Below are 17808 nucleotides of genomic sequence, written 5' to 3'. Positions count from 1 at the left end.
AATAAGCTCTTACTCGTTTAAAATGCGCCTATTAAATGGTCCGTAACAACTGCCTTTTCGTCAGTTAATTGTACAGAAATCATGTCAAAGCGGATTGGAGCTTCTCCAATCCCGTTCATGTGCAAATATACAGCGGCTGTTTGGCGAACTTGGGCTATTTTACGCGCAGTAACTGATTCTGCTGGCGTTCCATACTTGGAGCTACTTCGACTACGTACCTCAATAAACACGAGTGTATGCTCCTGCTTGGCAATCAGATCTATTTCACCACTGCGGCATCGCCAATTACGCTCTATGATACGGTAACCCAAGTTTTCTAAAAACAAAGCCGCTGCCTCTTCGCCCATCGCTCCTTTGGCTTTCCGTTGATCCTTGCCTCCAGCCTTCATTTCATTCGACATCACCAGTCATCCTTTGATGCAAGCCTATCCATTTGATATATATAGGTAAGCACCTCTGCCACCAACTGATAGAGCTCAGCAGGAATTTGTTCGTCCAAATCGAGTTTGGATAGTACTTCAACCAGCGCGGCATCCTCCTGTACTGGAACACCATGTTCTTTAGCTTTTTCTAAAATGCTATCCGCAATACGGCCGCTCCCTTTGGCAACGACAATCGGTGCTTCGCTCTCACCAGGCGTATATTTAAGGGCGACCGCCTTCTTTATGGAAGGAGAAGGAGGTTCCAACGGCTCTTTCATATTTTAAGATCGACTCCTTTATACGGCTGAGGCACATAGCTTTGTACTTCAGAAGAGGCGAGACTGTTCTGTTCAGTCCTTATGGGCATAGGCTCGGTACGAAGCGATAGAAGTTGGTATCCTAGTGACTCCAACGCTGTGTGAATGGACTCACGCCCACTGGTTAACAACGAAGCCGCCCATTCATGATCATTATGGAGCTTAACACTTACAATCCGATCTACAACCTGGACATCTACCAGGGTCGCTCCAAGTCCCTTCATGTCCAAATCAAACCAAAGACGACAGTTGGAGGGGTCCAGCTCTCCACGTTTGCCGCGGCGGGACTGAATCTGGATCGTAGCTGTTTCACGACCGTCCGGTCCAACGAACGGTATAAACATGTGTACTTGTGCAAAAGGCGCCGTTCGGTCTGTGTTGAGCAGCAACTGCTGACCTGTCAGGTGCTGTACAACCTGCTGAGCCGCCTCTTTCAAAACGGGCGGCAGGTCGTCACTGCTCATCAGCTGGAGCAGCGCCCCTTTTACGGTGTCTGCATCTGCTGACACCGTGTCCCCAGACGCAGCCGCTAATCCCGGCAGCGGCTGCGGCATTCCCTCTGGCGGCTCCATACGTGCCGCCGCCCCTTGCGCGACCTGTGTAGTCGCGCGGTGTACTTGCTGCTCGTGCTCTGCACCAAGCAGCTTCAGTACGCGGCCCACCCACGGGTCCTCCGTGGGGGTGAGCTGCGGGCTGGACGCCGCAGGCTGCGATTCAGCCGTGTCTGCGGCCCGCGAGGCGCCAGCCATTGGCTGCGCCACTTCCGTTGCGGGCTGCTCCGGCACAGCTGTGCTCAGTGCGGGCGGCACCGCCGCGCGTAGCTCTTGCAGCAGCGTGCGCAGCCGCTGAAGCGGCACCTCTGACGCGGCAGTGTTGCCTGCCGTGGATTGCTGCGGCATAGAGCTACCAGCCTGCTGTGCGGTGGGACGGTCAGCCGTGGCCGCGGTTAAGGCTGTCTTTGCCCCCGCAGGCTCTGCCGTGGCAGTTGCTGGAGCGCCATCCGCATCCTTAAGCTGTGTGCTTGCCGCAGTAGCTTGCTGTGACTGTGACTGCTCCACTCTGGTGCGAGGACCGTTTAATGCATCAGCACCCGATTCTGGAGCATTCACGCTAGCTTCCGATGCCACTGTCGCTCCGCGTCCATTGACTGTCTCCGCTTCTCCTGGAGCAGTCCCTTTGGCTGCAGATGTAGCCCCCGTCGCAGTATCTGAATCTGTTGCCAAAGCACTCGCTTCACTCACTGCAGCAGCAAGGTTGGCTGCTTGAGTCCCTTTTAACAATTCTTTGCCGCCTGTGGTTTGTCCAGCTTCTGCCTGCTTTACAGCGGTAGAAGCATCCTTGAACAATATAGGAGCTTGGCCTTCCTGTCCATCTACAACCACCACGGAAGAAGCACCTGTTGGACTAGCAGACATTCGATCAGCGCTCTTTATAGCTGTTGATTCCCCCACTGAGCGTTCAGTGGATATTCCCTGTCCTGGCTGTTTTAATACCGTTTCAAGCTCTTGCTCCAGCGAAGACAACAGATCATTTAAAGGAGGCCCAAACATCGCTTGACGCAATCCGTTTATGCTTTCTGCCGTCAATGGAAGTCCCCGCTGAAAGGCAACTGCCGCCGCCTGCACAAACGTTCCCAATTGTACATTGCCGTTTTGCTTTGCCATAGCTTCTCGCAAAGAAGCCGCATTTTCAGATGTCAACGGCACACCATTCTTTTGCATTGCCTGTATAAGCTCCCTGTTCTGAGCTGTATCCGGCAGTCCCACCGATTCCAATACATCTGTCAGCGCTACGGTTTGCTGTGGTGTATTGGCCACATCGTTCAGAGGCTTAAGCACCGTCATTCCGCTGGGGGAAGCCGGTTGAACCTGAAACGTTGTAGTCTGTCCAGGTTGAAGAGGGGTCTCCAGCTTTGCCCTGACCTGAGAACCTTGTATTTGCAACACAGCTTCGCTGCCGTCCTCAGACACCTTTAGCACGACTCCTCGTACAACCTGACCTGGCTGCATATCAAGTTTTTTAGCCTCTCCAGCCTTCACATCTCCAAGTAATCCACGAAATACAGATCCGATGTTCATATCGCCCCTCCTCTCACTCTCCCCCATTCAAAGGGGCTTATGGTATTAGTTATGCTTTATATCGGCATTATCCCGATTCATAATAAGTAACTACAGATCAAACAGCGTCGGTTGCTCCGTCAACAAATTGCCCAGAAAGCTGCGTCTATGCATCTTTGTAGGTCCTAGCGCCAAAATTTGTTCCCTGTGTAACTTGGTAGCGTAACCTTTATGTATACCGATCCCATATTCCGGATACTTCGCATCCCATTCACCTTTGCACAGCCGATCACGGGTTACCTTGGCGATGATAGAGGCCGCCGCAATAGACTGACTGTTGGCATCTCCTTTAATAATTGAGAGTTGAGGAATAGGCACATCTACCTTTTCTGCATCCACCAGTAAATAATCAGGAGACACATGTAAAGCCTCAATAGCCTGCTTCATAGCCAAACGAGCTGCTTGCTTAATATTGATATCATCAATCGTCTGCGCGTCTACATAGCCAACTCCTACTGCAATGGCCTTTTCCATAATTAGCTCGTAGTATGCTTCTCTCTTCTTGTCCGTCAATTTTTTGGAATCATCCACACCTTCCAGTAACTCACCCACTGGTAAAATGACTGCTGCGGCCACAACATCACCAAACAGGCATCCACGACCTACCTCGTCAATACCTGCAATCCGCTCACAAGACTGCTCCCAGCATTTTTTTTCATAATGTAGCATGTCCTTCACTACAATCTCTTTATCTTCCATATTCGATACCTGCCCATCTATATGTAGTTTAACGCGTCATTCATGCCGTAGCTCTAGCGATTGAATTCAGCTTACCACAGACCTTCATCGTCCAAAACCCTTTTTTAACTGCCTTCAAATACCAAAAAAACCTTCCTCCTCTCCGGAGAGATGGGGAAGGTTCTTCCTTGCCACAAAATGCTATGTTCTCTATCGGTGTACCAGTAGAATCAGTAAGGAGCTTCCAAACTGAACCGTCCCAGCTTCCCTGCACGCAACTCACGCAAAATGATTTTTGACGCCTTTTCGAGATCCACACGTCCGCCGCTAACAATACAGCCACGTTTACGTCCGATCGCTTCCATGACGTTGACAATTTCATCAGGATTTTCTGTATCTTCAGGACGTTCGGTGAGCTCAAAGCGCTCTGCCAGTGCGTCCCAATAGTACTGAACCAAATATTTAGTCGCAAAAAAGGCAATATCCTCGACATTCAGAATTTCTTCCTTGATCGCACCTGTAACTGCCAGACGATAGCCTACATTCTGATCCTCAAATTTAGGCCATAGAATCCCTGGTGTATCCAGCAATTCAATTTCTCCAATCTTGATCCACTGCTGTGCCTTCGTTACCCCTGGACGGTCACCCGTAGCTGCAATATTACGTCCCGCCATTCGGTTGATCAGTGTCGATTTGCCGACATTCGGAATACCAACAATCAACCCACGCATAGGACGCGGGTTCATTCCCTTCCTAATCTGCCGATCTATCTTTTCCTTAAGCAGCAGCTTGGCCTGAATCGGAATTTCTTTTAGTCCCGTCCCAGTTGTGGCATCCACCGGAAGGGCCACATGCCCCTGCTCCTTAAAATAGGCAATCCATTGCTGTGATACTACCGGGTCCGCCAAATCTGCTTTATTCAAAATAATCATTCGCGGCTTGCCTTGCAAAATATCATCAATCATTGGATTTCGGCTAGAGAGCGGCAATCGAGCATCAATCAGCTCAATGACCAAATCAATTAACTTTAATTTTGCTTCAATTTGGCGGCGCGCTCTGGTCATATGACCAGGAAACCATTGAATCGTCACCGTCATCACCCCATTGATCGTAACTCCTACTTTTACCCTTAGGCTCTTAGTTAGGATTACGGCAGCTATGCTGCTTATTAGTTATTCTAGTGGTTAATCCACTGCATATCTTTTGCCGGCCAGAAAATAACGTCAGCCCGACCTACAACTTCCTTCAAATCAATATATCCAATCATCCGACTGTCTGTACTATTGGAACGGTTATCTCCCATTACAAAAATATGCCCCGCCGGAACTTTTCCATCCTTAAATTTATCATTTGGAAAATTTGTAAATTTGTTGTAAAGCTCACCATTTTGATGCGCTTCTTCTAAAGGAGCTTTCAAGTAAGATTCCTGAATCGGCTTACCATTTACTGTAATCGTGTCACCTTCTACCTTGACCGTATCTCCTTCAACGGCAATGACGCGTTTGATAAAGTCTCTTCCTTCCTCCGGCACATGAAACACGATCACTTCCCCTGGTTTAGGGGCACGGAAATCATACAAAATCTCATTTACAATGACGCGTTCTCCGGTATGAAAGTTAGGCTGCATCGACGGGCCATCCACAATAAACGGCTTAAAGAGAAGCCAGCGGATTAAAAAGACAAGCACTAACGCAATAATGATGGCCTTGAGCCACTCAAAAATCTCATTTTTTGGTTTACGCTTGGGCGTACCATCCTGTTCAGTTGGCTGCTGTACAGCTCCTTGTCCTACTTCTTGCTCCATAGCTCACTGTCCTCTCTTTACGGTCAATAATCCACAGTTCCCTATGTACGTAGAAAAAACGAAAGGAGCTTGTAACCAAGCCCCTTTCGTTATTCGTTGTATTAACGACGAATTTCTTTAATTCTCGCTGCTTTACCGCGCAGTTCACGAAGATAATAAAGCTTCGCACGACGCACTTTACCACGGCGAGCCACGTCGATTTTATCGATTTTTGGGGAATGAAGCGGGAAAGTTCTTTCCACACCTACACCGTAAGAAATTTTACGAACTGTAAAAGTCTCACTGATTCCACCACCACGGCGTTTAATGACAACACCTTCAAACAACTGGATACGCTCACGAGTTCCCTCAATAACTTTCACGTGCACTTTCAAAGTGTCACCAGGACGAAAGTTAGGCAAATCTTTACGCAGTTGTTCTTCAGTGATCGCTTGGACGATATTCATCTATGACTCCCTCCTTCCGTACAGGTGTTCATGCTTCTTCTGGAAACACAACCGTTTCCTTCATCATCCACAGAGGACCACCGTATTACACACAACAGATGTATTGTATCATGGAGGATACCGCATTGCAACAACAAAAAGGGATTTGACCAAACATTATTTAATTGACTCCATTATAAAACAGGTCACTGCCTGCTTTCAAATCCACTCATGCCTAAGACGCTTTATTGTTTATCCCCCAAACAGTCAGATTTGCGCTGCTCCTCAACCCACACGCGCTCCTTGCCTGTCAGTTCAACCTGTTCCAACAGGTCTGGTCGGCGTTCCATCGTGCGACGTAACGCCTCTTGGCGTCTCCAAGAATCAATATTGACGTGATGCCCTGACAGGAGTACATCAGGAACTTTCCAGCCCCGAAACTCCGCAGGCCGGGTATAATGGGGGTACTCCAGCAGCCCGGTACTAAACGAGTCCGTTACCGCACTCGTTTCGTTCCCCAGCACTCCTGGTAGTAACCGTGTCACACTGTCAATGACGGCCATGGCTGGGAGCTCACCACCAGTCAACACATAGTCTCCGATAGAAAGCTCATCCGTCACCAAATGCTCTCGAATACGCTCATCATAACCCTCATAATGCCCACATATAAAAATAAGATGGTCCTCTTTGGCCAGCTCTTCCGCTTTCTTTTGCGTAAAAGTCTCGCCTTGTGGACACATCAAAATGATACGCGGAGATTTTATGTCTGTGTTACGTTCTATCCCTTCATGTTGAATAACTTCATCGGCAGTTTCTAATGTTGATTCCTCTGATTTATCCAACAGCGCTTCCACGGCAGCAAAAATAGGGTCAGGCTTCAAAACCATGCCGCCCCCACCGCCATAGGGCGTATCATCCACTTGTCCATGCTTGTTGCCGGCATACTGACGAAAATTAACCGCTTGCAGTGATACAATTCCCTTATCCCTTGCTTTTCCCAGAATGCTTGCATTAAATACTCCATCAAACATCTCTGGAAACAGGGTCAGCACATCCACCCGCATTACAGCAGACCTTCCATCAACCGTACCGTAACCCGTTTTTCGCGTACGTTTACATCCAAAATAACATCCTCTATATACGGCAATAGCAGTTCCTTGCCTTTAGGCATTTTGACTACCCATACATCATTGGCTCCCGGAGTCAAAATTTCTTTGACCACGCCGAGCTCATTTCCGTCTTCGGTCACCACTTCCATGCCGACTACTTCATGAAAATAGAATTCATTTTCTTCCAATTCGCCTAACCGCTCAGCAGATACTTTCAACAAAGTACCTTTATATTTTTCAACTTCATTGATATTGTGATATTCCTTAAATTTAGCGACAACCATATTTTTTTGAAAACGCGCTGTTTCAATAGTTACGGGAATCGGGGCTTTACCTTCAGCCGGAACAATCAAAAGCTCACTACCTTTAGCAAAGCGATCCTCTGGGAAATCTGTCGTCGTTAATATTTTAAGCTCCCCACGGATTCCATGGGTGTTCACAATTTTTCCGACATTAAACAATTGTTGCATCATGTTCCTCCTGCTTGTAATCGGTCCCGCTCCATATCATCTTCATCATGTACGAAAAAGGGTTAGGACATACATCCTAACCCACTTTCGTATATCTTTAAGATATGATGTCTACGGTAACCCGTTTATCCATCTTAACGGCTGCTGATGCAACCACAGTGCGAAGCGCCTTGGCGATACGACCCTGCTTACCAATGATTTTGCCTACATCCTCAGGATGCACACTAAGCTCATATACAACAAGCCGATCCTTCTCCAAGGTCTTCACGGTTACATCTTCCGGATGATCGACTAAAGCCTTAGCAATGATTATCACTAATTCTTCCATGGTTGACCCTCCGTATCAGCACCTTATTTCTGTAGTTTAGACTCATGAAACTTTTTCATTACGCCCGCTTTGCTAAGCAAGTTACGGACTGTGTCGGATGCTTGTGCACCATCTTGCAACCATTTCAGCGCTTTATCTTCATCAATTTTTACAACCGCTGGTACTGTGATTGGGTTGTAGTAACCGATTTCTTCGATAAAACGACCGTCACGCGGGGAACGAGAATCAGATACCACGACGCGATAGAAAGGAGCTTTATGTGCACCCATACGTTTCAGACGAATACGAACTGCCACGAAAATTCACCTCCTTCAAAAAGTAGACTGTATATTGTTATCCCATAATTCCAAGGGCCTATTGGCCTTAGCGGAAAGGAAACTTCATACCTTTCCCCATACTCTTCAACTGCTTCATAGCCTTGTTTTTTCCACCCTTAGGTCCCATCATATCTGAGAACTGCTTCATCATACGACGCATTTCGTCAAATTGCTTTATCAGACGATTTACCTCAGCCAGTGATGTTCCACTGCCTACAGAAATACGTTTGCGACGGCTATGATTAATCATGTCTGGGTTTTGCTTTTCCTGTGTGGTCATAGAATGAACGATAGCCTCAATCCGGCCCATCTGTTTGTCATCCACTTTGATATCTTTCATTTGCTTCATGTTGCCCATACCGGGAATCATATCAAGAATCTGGTCGATTGGGCCAAGCTTCTTAACTTGATCCATTTGCTCCAGAAAATCTTCAAAAGTAAACTCGGCATTACGCATTTTCCGTTCCATTTCCTTCGCCTTATCGGCGTCGATATTGGACTGCGCTTTTTCAATCAGGGACAACATATCACCCATGCCTAAAATCCGTGAAGCCATCCGTTCAGGATGAAACGGCTCCATCGCATCCAGCTTTTCACCCAATGTAGCAAACTTGATTGGGCATCCCGTCACAGCCTTGACCGATAAAGCCGCACCACCACGAGTGTCACCATCCAGCTTCGTCAGTACAACTCCCGTTAACTCCAAGCTATTATTAAAGTGCTTCGCAACGTTAACCGCGTCTTGCCCCGTCATGCTATCTACAACCAGTAGAACTTCATCCGGGTTGACATTGGTATGAATCTGGCGCAACTCTTCCATGAGCTCTTCATCAACATGAAGACGACCAGCAGTATCTATAATAACGTAGTCATTACCATTATCCTTAGCATGCTGCAAACCCTGTTTTGCAATTTCTACCGGGCTTGTCTGATCTCCCAGTGTAAATACAGGAGTATTAATCTGCTCCCCAAGAACCTGAAGCTGCTTGATCGCGGCTGGTCTATAAATATCACCAGCTACAAGCAATGGACGATGATTTTGCTTTTGCAGCAATTTCGCCAGTTTACCAGACGTTGTCGTCTTACCTGCGCCCTGGAGACCCACCATCATAATGACCGTAGGCGGTTTGTTTGCTTTGGCAAGCTTGGCCTGACTGCCACCCATCAACTCGGTCAGTTCTTTGTTCACGATGTCGATGATGACCATGCCTGGCGTAAAGCTGTCCATCACTTCCTTACCAACGGATTTCTCCTTTACCTTGGCAATAAAGTCCTTTACAACCTTGAAGTTAACGTCCGCCTCAAGCAAAGCTAATCGTACTTCACGCATCGCCTGAGCTACATCATCCTCAGACACTTTTCCTTTACCGCGCAGTTTACTGAATACATTTTGCAAGCGAGTCGATAATCCTTCAAATGCCATACTTTCGCACCTCCTTGTCTACCAGGGTTGTTTATTCTTAATCTATATGTCCTACAGTTCCTGCAGGCGATTTACAATTTGATGAACATGTTGCAGAATGCCTTCATCGGACTCACCGATTTTACCGAATGCCTCATACAACATCTTATTTAATTCTTCGAGATCTTGGATTCTACGCTCATACTTGCTTAGCAAACCAAGCTTTTCCTCATACATTTCCAATACCTGTTCAGCACGTTTAATATGTTCATATACTGCCTGACGGCTAATTTGAAATTCCGATGCGATTTCCCCTAAAGAAAAATCATCATGGAAGTAATATTTTAAAAACATCTGTTGCTTCTCTGTAAGCAGAGGTTCATAGAAGTCAAACAGTCGGTTAATCCGGTTTGTCTTTTCCAGCCGATTCTCCTGACTCATCTTGTATACCTCCATCGTCAAGGAAAAACACTTTACAGTTCTTTTCAACGTTCCTTATGATACATAAAAGAAAAGAAGATGTCAAGCGTTATCCCTTGTCATACAAAAAAAAGCCGATCCACTGCCCTCAAACGGAAGTACGGATCGACTTTTTGCCCACTGTTACTTAAACCCTTACTGGAGTAAGATACAGCAGAACAGCCAGAAAATGAAGTATGCTGCCTGCTAAAACAAACAGATGCCAGATCGCATGGTGATATGGAAATGCCCGCCACACATAGAAAATCGTGCCCAACGTATACATAAGACCACCTACGAACAATAACGTCATCCCTCCGGCGGGAACAGTCGCAACCAGAGGATTCCAGGCAATGGTGATGAGCCAGCCCATCACAATGTAAAACACGGTAGACATAAACAGGAAGCGCTTGGTGAAGAACGCCTTGAACAACACACCAAACAGTGCAATCCCCCAAATCACTCCAAACAGTGTCCATCCCAGAGTACCTCGCAGTGCAACGAGCATAAACGGGGTGTAGCTACCTGCAATGAACAGGTAAATGCAAGAATGATCGAATATTTCGAACAAATCCTTCATTTTCCCTTCACGCAGGCTATGAAGCAACGTTGAATTGGTGTACAACAGCAACATCGTAATCCCGTAAATCGTAAAGCTGACGACATGCCAAGTGGTTCCTTTCAAGCTAGCAAAAACAATGAGTAACACAAGCGCTGCCACGCTTAAAACGGCTCCAATTCCATGTGTAATGGCGTTGGCTACTTCTTCCCGTCGGGAGTAAGTATAGGTGTTTGCCATCGGTTTTTCACCCGGCTTCCTTATTTATATTTTACATACAACATACATTACATATACGGCATCGACAGACCTCTTGCTTTCATTATACATCTGGGCGAACTTGAACAGCAACAGGATGGCTACTTAGTCCCAAATGTAGCATAAAAGCCTACTTTAAACGTATCAGTTCTGTTCTTCCTCGTCTGCAGCAGTTGCTTCGACGGTCTCTTCCTGAATCAACCCCGCAAACAACGCATGAACGAATTGCTCGGAATCAAACGGTTGAAGATCATTCACTTTTTCACCTAAGCCCACCAGCTTAACAGGCAAATTCAGCTCCTGACGGATGGCCACAACAATCCCGCCCTTCGCTGTACCATCCAACTTCGTTAGTACCAGCCCGGTTACACCGCTTTTCTCACCAAACAGCTTGGCTTGGTTAAGTGCATTTTGTCCAGTCGTCGCATCAAGTACCAACAACACTTCATGAGGAGCATCTGGAATTTCGCGTTGGATCACGCGGAAAATTTTGTTCAGTTCCTCCATCAGATTGCTTTTATTCTGAAGACGTCCAGCGGTATCACACAACAAAACATCCACTTGACGCTGCTTGGCAGCCTGTACGGCATCAAACATAACCGCAGCCGGATCGGAACCGGATTGCTGCTTAATAACCTCTACACCTGCCCGTTCGCCCCATACCTCCAACTGTTCAATCGCACCCGCCCGGAACGTATCTCCGGCAGCCAACAATACTTTTTTGCCCTCTTGTTTAAAACGGTGAGCTAACTTGCCAATGGTTGTCGTTTTGCCGACGCCATTGACTCCCACGAATAGAATGACTGTAATCCCTTCAGCGCTCATTTTGAGCTGACTATTGTCATTCCCCCGCAGCAACTCGGACAGCTTTTCCGACAGTACAGGCTGTAATTCCGATGCGTCCTCAATTTTGCGCTTTTTCACTTCTTCTCGCAGGTCTTCAATGAGGTTCATAACCGTGTTGACGCCTACGTCCGCTCCGATCAGAATTTCTTCCAGTTCCTCATAAAATTCCTCATCAATCTTTTTACGGCGAATCATCAAATCCGTTACTTTTTCAACAAAACCTTTACGTGTTTTTTCCAATCCATCTTTGAACTGTTTTGTGACAGATTCAGTTTTGTTTGCAATGCTTTCCTTCAATTTCCTAAAGAAACTCATGGATTCCCTCCGTTGGTCTGAAAGTATGTTATTTAATGTCAGGCAATCTCAGCTTCATCGTTGTCTAGCTTGACAGATACGAGTTTGGAAACCCCGCCTTCCTCCATCGTAACCCCGTACAGCACATCTGATTCTTCCATTGTGCCCTTGCGGTGTGTGACTACAATGAACTGTGTCTGCTCCGAGAATTCTCGTAAATACTGGGCAAAACGCACCACGTTTGCTTCGTCCAATGCAGCCTCTACTTCATCGAGTACACAGAATGGAACAGGTTTAACGTGTAAAATGGCAAATAGTAACGCCATCGCTGTTAACGCACGCTCACCGCCCGACAGTAGCTGCAAGTTTTGCAGTTTTTTGCCCGGTGGCTGAGCTACGATGTCAATTCCCGTCTCCAATAAGCGTTCCGGGTCAAGCAGCACGAGATCAGCACGTCCGCCTCCGAACAGCTTGGAGAATACCGTTCCAAATTCGCGCCGAATAGCATCGAACGTAGTCTTAAAGCGTTTGGACATTTCTTCATCCATTTCACGAATAACCTGATAAAGCGTTGTCTTGGCCTCCACCAAATCAGACTTTTGCTCATCAAGAAACGTATAACGCTCATGCACACGCTGGTATTCCTCAATGGCGCCTAGATTCACCTCACCCAACGCGGAAATACCACGTTTGAGCCTTTCTACCTCACTCTGCGTACCTTCAATATCTTCCGGTATAGGGTAACGCTGCTTGGCTAACTCATAGCTGAGTTCATAATCATCACTTAATTTTTTCAGAACGTTTTCCAGTTCCACATCAAGCCGATTTACTCCAATTTCCGTTTGACGAAGCAACTCCTCCACTGACTTGAGCTGAATTCGCTGTTCTTTCGTGTCGTTCTCAGCCACTTCAAGCTTTTTGGACAAGCTGCTACGTGCAGCCCGCTTGAATTCCAGTTGCTGTGCGGCTTCTTCCTTTTTCAAACGGTATTGATTGAGATTTTCAATCTGTTTCACGGTCTCCTGCTCATTGGTCAGCAAATCTGCTTCGATGGAAGCAAGCAAGGTCTTGTTTTGTCTCGAATCCTTACCAAGAGTATCATAATCCCCACGCAATCTGCGCAGCTGCTCTTCCAATGAAAAGCGCTCTTGGTCCAGCTTTCCTTCTCTTACCTTGAGATTCGTGAGCTCTCCCTGCAGCTGCTCTTTGGCAGATTCGTTGGCTTTACGGGCAAATTCGGCAGCATGAATGGCCTGATGCGTTTTCTTTTCTTCTTCCTCCAACGCAGCCAACTTTACCAATGCTTCTTCACGGGAAGTTTCCAGTTCCTTGATTTCCTGATCAAAGCCCTTTTTCTCCTGACCAGACGCAGCGACCTGCTCTAGAACATGACGAAGTTCATGCTCCAATTGCTTGAGCTCCATTGCCATCTGCTGCTCTTCGCCGCGCTTCACATCGCCGCCGTGACGAAGCTCGTCCAGACGGGTCTGTGTCTCCTCCAACTGGCGTTTGGTATCTATTGCACTCTGGCGCAACCTTGCAATTTGCTGCTCCGTATCTACAATGTCTTGATCCAACTGATCCAGCTGACGTTTGCGTCCAAGCAGATTAGCATTTTTCTTGAACTGGCTTCCCCCAGTCATGGAACCCCCTGCATTGACAACATCGCCTTCCAAAGTGACCACGCGGTATCTATATTGGCAACGGGCCGCAATACGGTTTGCATCTTCCAACGTACGGGCAATGACCACATTCCCCAAGAGACTGCCTACAATTCCGGCATATCGATCATCATACTGAACAAGATCTGCACCGATTCCGACAAAGCCTTCGGCTCCTTCTGCAATTTGGCGTTCTCCTGCACCGATTTGACGCGGACGAATAACATCCATAGGCAAAAATGTCGCTCTGCCCAGTTGACGTTGCTTTAGAAAACTGATCGCCTGTCTGGATACGGATTCATTTTCCATCACGATATGCTGAACTGAAGCACCCAAAGCGGTTTCCATCGCCTGCTCTAAATGCTCAGGCACCCGAATCAGCTCCGCTACCGCTCCATGCACACCATGCAAAGTTTCTTTTCGTGCAGCCTTCAATACCTCTTTAACTCCAAGCATGAAGCCGTCAAAGTCATCCTGCATTTCCTTCATTGTATCTCGCCGTGAAATTTGAGCCTCACGTTTTTGTTCCCATTTACGAACCGTACCCTGGTTTTCTTCCAGTAGTTTTTGCAGGGCCTGGTACTTTTCACTTCCCTGAATATAGCCACTACGCAAACTACTGATTTCCTGCCCCAGCTTCTGAACCGCAGCTTCCAATCCCTTTTTGCGCTTTTCAAGTTGTACTTTCTGGGCTTCCCATTTGCCGGATTCGTCACTTACGCGAGTCACACGCCGTTCCAATGCTTCCTTCTGTTGGTCTGTATAACGAATTTCGTTACGCGCCTGCGCCATCTGATTCATCAGCTCCAGCAGACCACCCTTTAGGCTTTCTTCCTGCTCCTGGCTGATTCCGCCTGTAACACCAATCAGTTTGGCCTCTTCGTCAGACAGCCGCGCACGCAACTCGTCAAGCTCTACATTCAGTGCAGACAGTTTTTCGTTCAGCTGATCCAGTTCACTCCTGCGCTCGGAATGCCGTGATTCGCTTGTGCTAAGTGATAAGATCAATTGTTCCCGATTAGCCTCCAGATTGCGTGTGCGCTCTTTGAGCAATTCGCCGTAGCCTTCACTTTTCTCCGTCGCTTCACTGTATTGCAACAAATCCCTTTGCAACTGCTCTACCTGCTCTTCCAGCTGGCGCAATTCGTTGCGGTCGCTTTCCAGCATCGCATCATGGCGGGACACCACCGTAGACAACTGAAGCTGCTCCTGCTGCAACAGAGCTAGTTTGGAAGTCGCATCGCTCCACGAAGTATGAATTTGTTCAATTTGATGGACGTACATTGAAATTTCTTTTGATTTCAATTCACCGCGCAGCTCTTTAAAATGAATCGCTTTTTCAGACTGCTCCTTAAGCGGTCCAATCTGATCCTCCAGTTCACTAACCAAATCGTGAATACGCAGCAAATTTTGCTCCGTTTCATCCAGCTTGCGAACCGCATCTTTTTTACGCGATTTATATTTTACGATACCCGAAGCTTCCTCAAAAATACCTCGACGATCCTCAGATCGGGTACTCAGAATTTCTTCAATGCGTCCCTGCCCAATAATTGAATAAGCTTCTTTACCAATGCCTGTATCCATAAACAGCTCTGTAATATCTCGGAGTCTGCATGATTGCCGATTAATGAAATATTCACTATCCCCACTTCGATGTACACGTCGCGTTACCGTGACCTCACCAAAATCCAGAGGCAACGCCTGATCTTCATTATCCAACGTAAGCGATACTTCACCGTAATTAACAGCCTTACGAGCATCACTACCCGCAAAAATAATGTCCTCCATTTTGCCGCCACGCAGTGATTTGGCACTCTGTTCGCCCAGCACCCAACGAATTCCGTCGGAAATATTACTTTTTCCACTTCCGTTGGGTCCGACGACTGCCGTAATGCCGCGGACAAATTCCATTTCCGTTTTATCTGCAAACGATTTGAAGCCCGCCAGCTCAATGCGCTTTAAAAACATGCTCAATCTCACCTCTAACATTTCAAATATGCTTGTACAACACCGTATACCTGATTGATATGAATTATCCCTATTGTAGCATAAACTAGCTTGTATAAAGCACAGTACCGACACTCACATTACACCAGCAAAGCCACGAAAAAAGAGCAAAACGCAGTCCATTCGCCATTACGGGCCGGGACTCCCCGCGGACTGCCCTTTGCTCTTACTTTGTGCCCCCTGCTTGCGTAACCCGTCCGGGCTGCTCAGGTACCGATTACGATTCTGCCAGCTTCAAACGGTTTAAAGCTACTGCCGCCGCTTGCTGCTCAGCTTCTTTTTTGGAGCGTCCCGTACCTGCCCCTAGCCGTTCGCTGTCCATATATACCTCAGCTACAAACTCGCGCTCATGGGCTGGTCCGCGCTCCTCTACAATCTTGTATTCAAGCATCCCCATGTTATGATGCTGCGTCAGTTCCTGAAGCTCTGTTTTGAAATCACTCATCTGAAGCTTACCGTTTAATACAATTTGAGGAAAAATATAACGTTCCAGAAACGAACGGACGGCCTCCAGACCCTGATCCAAATAAAGCGCACCTACGAACGCTTCGAATACATCAGCCAACAGAGCCGGACGAGTACGTCCACCTGTCAACTCTTCACCTTTTCCAAGCAGTACATATTGCCCGAACTCAAGCCCGACAGCAAATTTCACCAGAGAAGGCTCACAGACAATAGCTGCACGCAACTTGGTGAGTTCGCCTTCGGGTCGGTTAGGGTACTGATTGTACAATTGCTCGGACACCGTCAGTTCCAGAACAGCGTCACCTAAAAATTCAAGACGCTCATTGTCTGCATGCTGACTGAACCGATGTTCGTTTACGTAGGAAGCGTGCGTAAAGGCCTGCTTCAGAAGCTGCCGATTGTTGAATTGAATATGAAGTTTCTGCTGTAATTGCTTCAAGTCTCCACTCAACGAACTGACCCCTTATGCTTCATATTTTTTTAGAATAACCGTAGCATTGTGACCGCCAAAACCAAAGGAATTGGACATAACCACATTCAGTTCCGCTTTTCTCGGCTTATTAGGTACATAATCAAGATCGCATGCCGGGTCTTGATTATCCAAATTAATCGTTGGCGGAATCGTCTGATGCTGAAGGGCGAGACCACAGATCACGGCTTCAACGCCGCCCGCTGCACCCAATAAATGCCCTGTCATCGACTTGGTTGAGCTGATCGCTACCTTATAGGCATGCTCTCCAAGCGTTTTCTTAACTGCTTCCGTTTCGGATTTATCACCGACTGGTGTAGATGTACCATGTGCATTGATATAATCAATCTCTTCAGGATTCAATCCAGCATCACGGATCGCCATTCTAATGCAGCGTGCCGCTCCCTCTGGATCAGGCTCCGTCATATGATGGGCATCGCCAGAAAGACCGTAGCCAATCACTTCACCGTAAATACGCGCACCACGCTTCAAAGCATGATCCAACGATTCCAGAATAAGAACACCAGAGCCTTCGCCCATAACAAACCCGTCTCTTTCGGTATCAAAAGGACGACTTGCCTTTTGAGGCTCGTCATTACGCGTGGACATCGCTCGCATGGAACAAAATCCAGCCATACCAATCGGACGAATAGTGGCCTCAGCTCCTCCGCAAATCATGGCGTCTGCGTCACCGCGCTGAATCATGCGGAAGGAATCGCCAATAGCATGACTGCCCGTGGCACATGCCGTAACTGGTGATGTATTAGGGCCTTTAGCACCGAGTGAAATCGATACTTGACCGGAACCCATATTAGCAATCATCATCGGGATGAAGAAAGGGCTTACGCGTTTAGGTCCTTTTTCAATCAGTGCGTTGTGCTGATCTTCCCAAGTTCCCAATCCGCCAATACCGGAACCGACAGATACACCAACACGCTCAGCGTCCGCATTTTCTCCGATTACAAGTCCGCTGTCCTCAAGCGCCAACTTACTAGCAGCAACCGCAAACTGCACAAAGCGGTCCATTTTACGCGCATCCTTACGTTCAATATAATCCTCTGGATTAAAATCTTTAATGGAAGCGGCTATTTTCGTAGTGTACTCACTTGTATCGAAAGCTTCGATTTCACTGACGCCGGATTTTCCAGCCATCAGATTATCCCATAGTGTGTTCAAATCCTGTCCCAGCGAAGTGATTACACCCATTCCTGTTATGACAACACGTTGTTTCAAAGATAATCACCTCTATGTTTACTGCATATTGTATTTTAAGACCGCACACTCTTGTGCGTAAAAATAATATAGAATCAACTAAAGTTAGTAATGCCGCATACTTCTCAGCCTTTGACTAAGTGAAGCTGAGCCAAACTCAAAAACACGCGGCAATTCCGTCTTTAGTTC

At 47.2% G+C, this 17808-nt stretch carries 18 protein-coding genes; all 18 read right to left on the bottom strand.

Annotation, left to right across the window (positions count from 1 at the left end):
• Positions 1 to 17 precede the first annotated feature (17 nt).
• The 18 genes from ACUYLD_RS04840 to fabF all read right to left on the bottom strand — a co-directional run bounded on the left by ACUYLD_RS04840 (position 18) and on the right by fabF (position 17640).
• Positions 18 to 401: a YraN family protein gene (locus tag ACUYLD_RS04840; protein ID WP_061831853.1), complete on the bottom strand. Its 384-nt coding sequence runs from the start codon at positions 399 to 401 to the stop codon at positions 18 to 20.
• Positions 401 to 700 carry an EscU/YscU/HrcU family type III secretion system export apparatus switch protein gene (locus ACUYLD_RS04835; protein ID WP_061831852.1) on the bottom strand — a complete coding sequence of 100 codons (300 nt, stop codon included), beginning with the start codon at positions 698 to 700 and terminating at the stop codon, positions 401 to 403. The genes ACUYLD_RS04840 and ACUYLD_RS04835 overlap by 1 nt, the downstream gene beginning before the upstream one ends.
• Positions 697 to 2817 (bottom strand): DNA ligase, encoded by a 2121-nt coding sequence (locus ACUYLD_RS04830; RefSeq protein ID WP_446674525.1) that lies wholly within the window; start codon positions 2815 to 2817, stop codon positions 697 to 699. Before ACUYLD_RS04830 ends, ACUYLD_RS04835 begins: the two co-directional genes overlap by 4 nt.
• Positions 2818 to 2907: 90 nt before the next feature.
• On the bottom strand, positions 2908 to 3555 hold the full coding sequence (locus ACUYLD_RS04825; RefSeq protein WP_081112524.1) for a ribonuclease HII: 648 nt from the start codon (positions 3553 to 3555) through the stop codon (positions 2908 to 2910).
• A gap of 209 nt (positions 3556 to 3764) precedes the next feature.
• A complete protein-coding gene (gene ylqF / locus ACUYLD_RS04820; protein WP_023988173.1) occupies positions 3765 to 4625 on the bottom strand; it encodes a ribosome biogenesis GTPase YlqF in 861 nt (286 codons plus the stop codon).
• Positions 4626 to 4711: 86 nt separating this feature from the next.
• Complete coding sequence (gene lepB, locus ACUYLD_RS04815) at positions 4712 to 5338, bottom strand: signal peptidase I (RefSeq protein WP_069291716.1); 627 nt, start codon at positions 5336 to 5338, stop codon at positions 4712 to 4714.
• A gap of 101 nt (positions 5339 to 5439) precedes the next feature.
• Complete coding sequence (gene rplS, locus ACUYLD_RS04810) at positions 5440 to 5784, bottom strand: 50S ribosomal protein L19 (protein WP_010346403.1); 345 nt, start codon at positions 5782 to 5784, stop codon at positions 5440 to 5442.
• A 224-nt stretch (positions 5785 to 6008) separates the two neighbouring features.
• Entirely contained in the window at positions 6009 to 6827 is an 819-nt protein-coding gene (gene trmD / locus ACUYLD_RS04805; protein WP_061832001.1) for a tRNA (guanosine(37)-N1)-methyltransferase TrmD, read from the bottom strand.
• The gene (gene rimM, locus ACUYLD_RS04800; protein WP_069291714.1) at positions 6827 to 7342 is read right to left on the bottom strand and encodes a ribosome maturation factor RimM; all 516 of its coding nucleotides are present in this window, start codon (positions 7340 to 7342) and stop codon (positions 6827 to 6829) included. The genes trmD and rimM overlap by 1 nt, the downstream gene beginning before the upstream one ends.
• Positions 7343 to 7439: 97 nt before the next feature.
• Positions 7440 to 7670 (bottom strand): KH domain-containing protein, encoded by a 231-nt coding sequence (locus ACUYLD_RS04795; protein WP_013309863.1) that lies wholly within the window; start codon positions 7668 to 7670, stop codon positions 7440 to 7442.
• Positions 7671 to 7693: 23 nt separating this feature from the next.
• Entirely contained in the window at positions 7694 to 7966 is a 273-nt protein-coding gene (gene rpsP / locus ACUYLD_RS04790) for a 30S ribosomal protein S16 (RefSeq protein ID WP_013309862.1), read from the bottom strand.
• Between the two features lie 67 nt (positions 7967 to 8033).
• Positions 8034 to 9410 (bottom strand): signal recognition particle protein, encoded by a 1377-nt coding sequence (gene ffh / locus ACUYLD_RS04785; RefSeq protein ID WP_446674524.1) that lies wholly within the window; start codon positions 9408 to 9410, stop codon positions 8034 to 8036.
• 51 nt (positions 9411 to 9461) lie between these two features.
• Positions 9462 to 9830, bottom strand: coding sequence for a putative DNA-binding protein (locus ACUYLD_RS04780; RefSeq protein ID WP_061832004.1), 369 nt, complete (start codon positions 9828 to 9830; stop codon positions 9462 to 9464).
• A gap of 166 nt (positions 9831 to 9996) precedes the next feature.
• On the bottom strand, positions 9997 to 10647 hold the full coding sequence (gene trhA, locus ACUYLD_RS04775; protein ID WP_013309859.1) for a PAQR family membrane homeostasis protein TrhA: 651 nt from the start codon (positions 10645 to 10647) through the stop codon (positions 9997 to 9999).
• A 162-nt stretch (positions 10648 to 10809) separates the two neighbouring features.
• Positions 10810 to 11826: a signal recognition particle-docking protein FtsY gene (gene ftsY, locus ACUYLD_RS04770; RefSeq protein WP_254349488.1), complete on the bottom strand. Its 1017-nt coding sequence runs from the start codon at positions 11824 to 11826 to the stop codon at positions 10810 to 10812.
• 38 nt (positions 11827 to 11864) lie between these two features.
• Positions 11865 to 15434 (bottom strand): chromosome segregation protein SMC, encoded by a 3570-nt coding sequence (gene smc, locus ACUYLD_RS04765; RefSeq protein WP_069291711.1) that lies wholly within the window; start codon positions 15432 to 15434, stop codon positions 11865 to 11867.
• 256 nt (positions 15435 to 15690) lie between these two features.
• Entirely contained in the window at positions 15691 to 16389 is a 699-nt protein-coding gene (rnc, locus tag ACUYLD_RS04760) for a ribonuclease III (protein WP_013309856.1), read from the bottom strand.
• A gap of 12 nt (positions 16390 to 16401) precedes the next feature.
• Complete coding sequence (fabF, locus tag ACUYLD_RS04755; RefSeq protein ID WP_061832008.1) at positions 16402 to 17640, bottom strand: beta-ketoacyl-ACP synthase II; 1239 nt, start codon at positions 17638 to 17640, stop codon at positions 16402 to 16404.
• Positions 17641 to 17808: the final 168 nt, after the last annotated feature.

Source organism: Paenibacillus sp. SER-28 (genome assembly GCF_052906305.1).
This window is presented reverse-complemented; position numbering and strand designations above follow the sequence as displayed.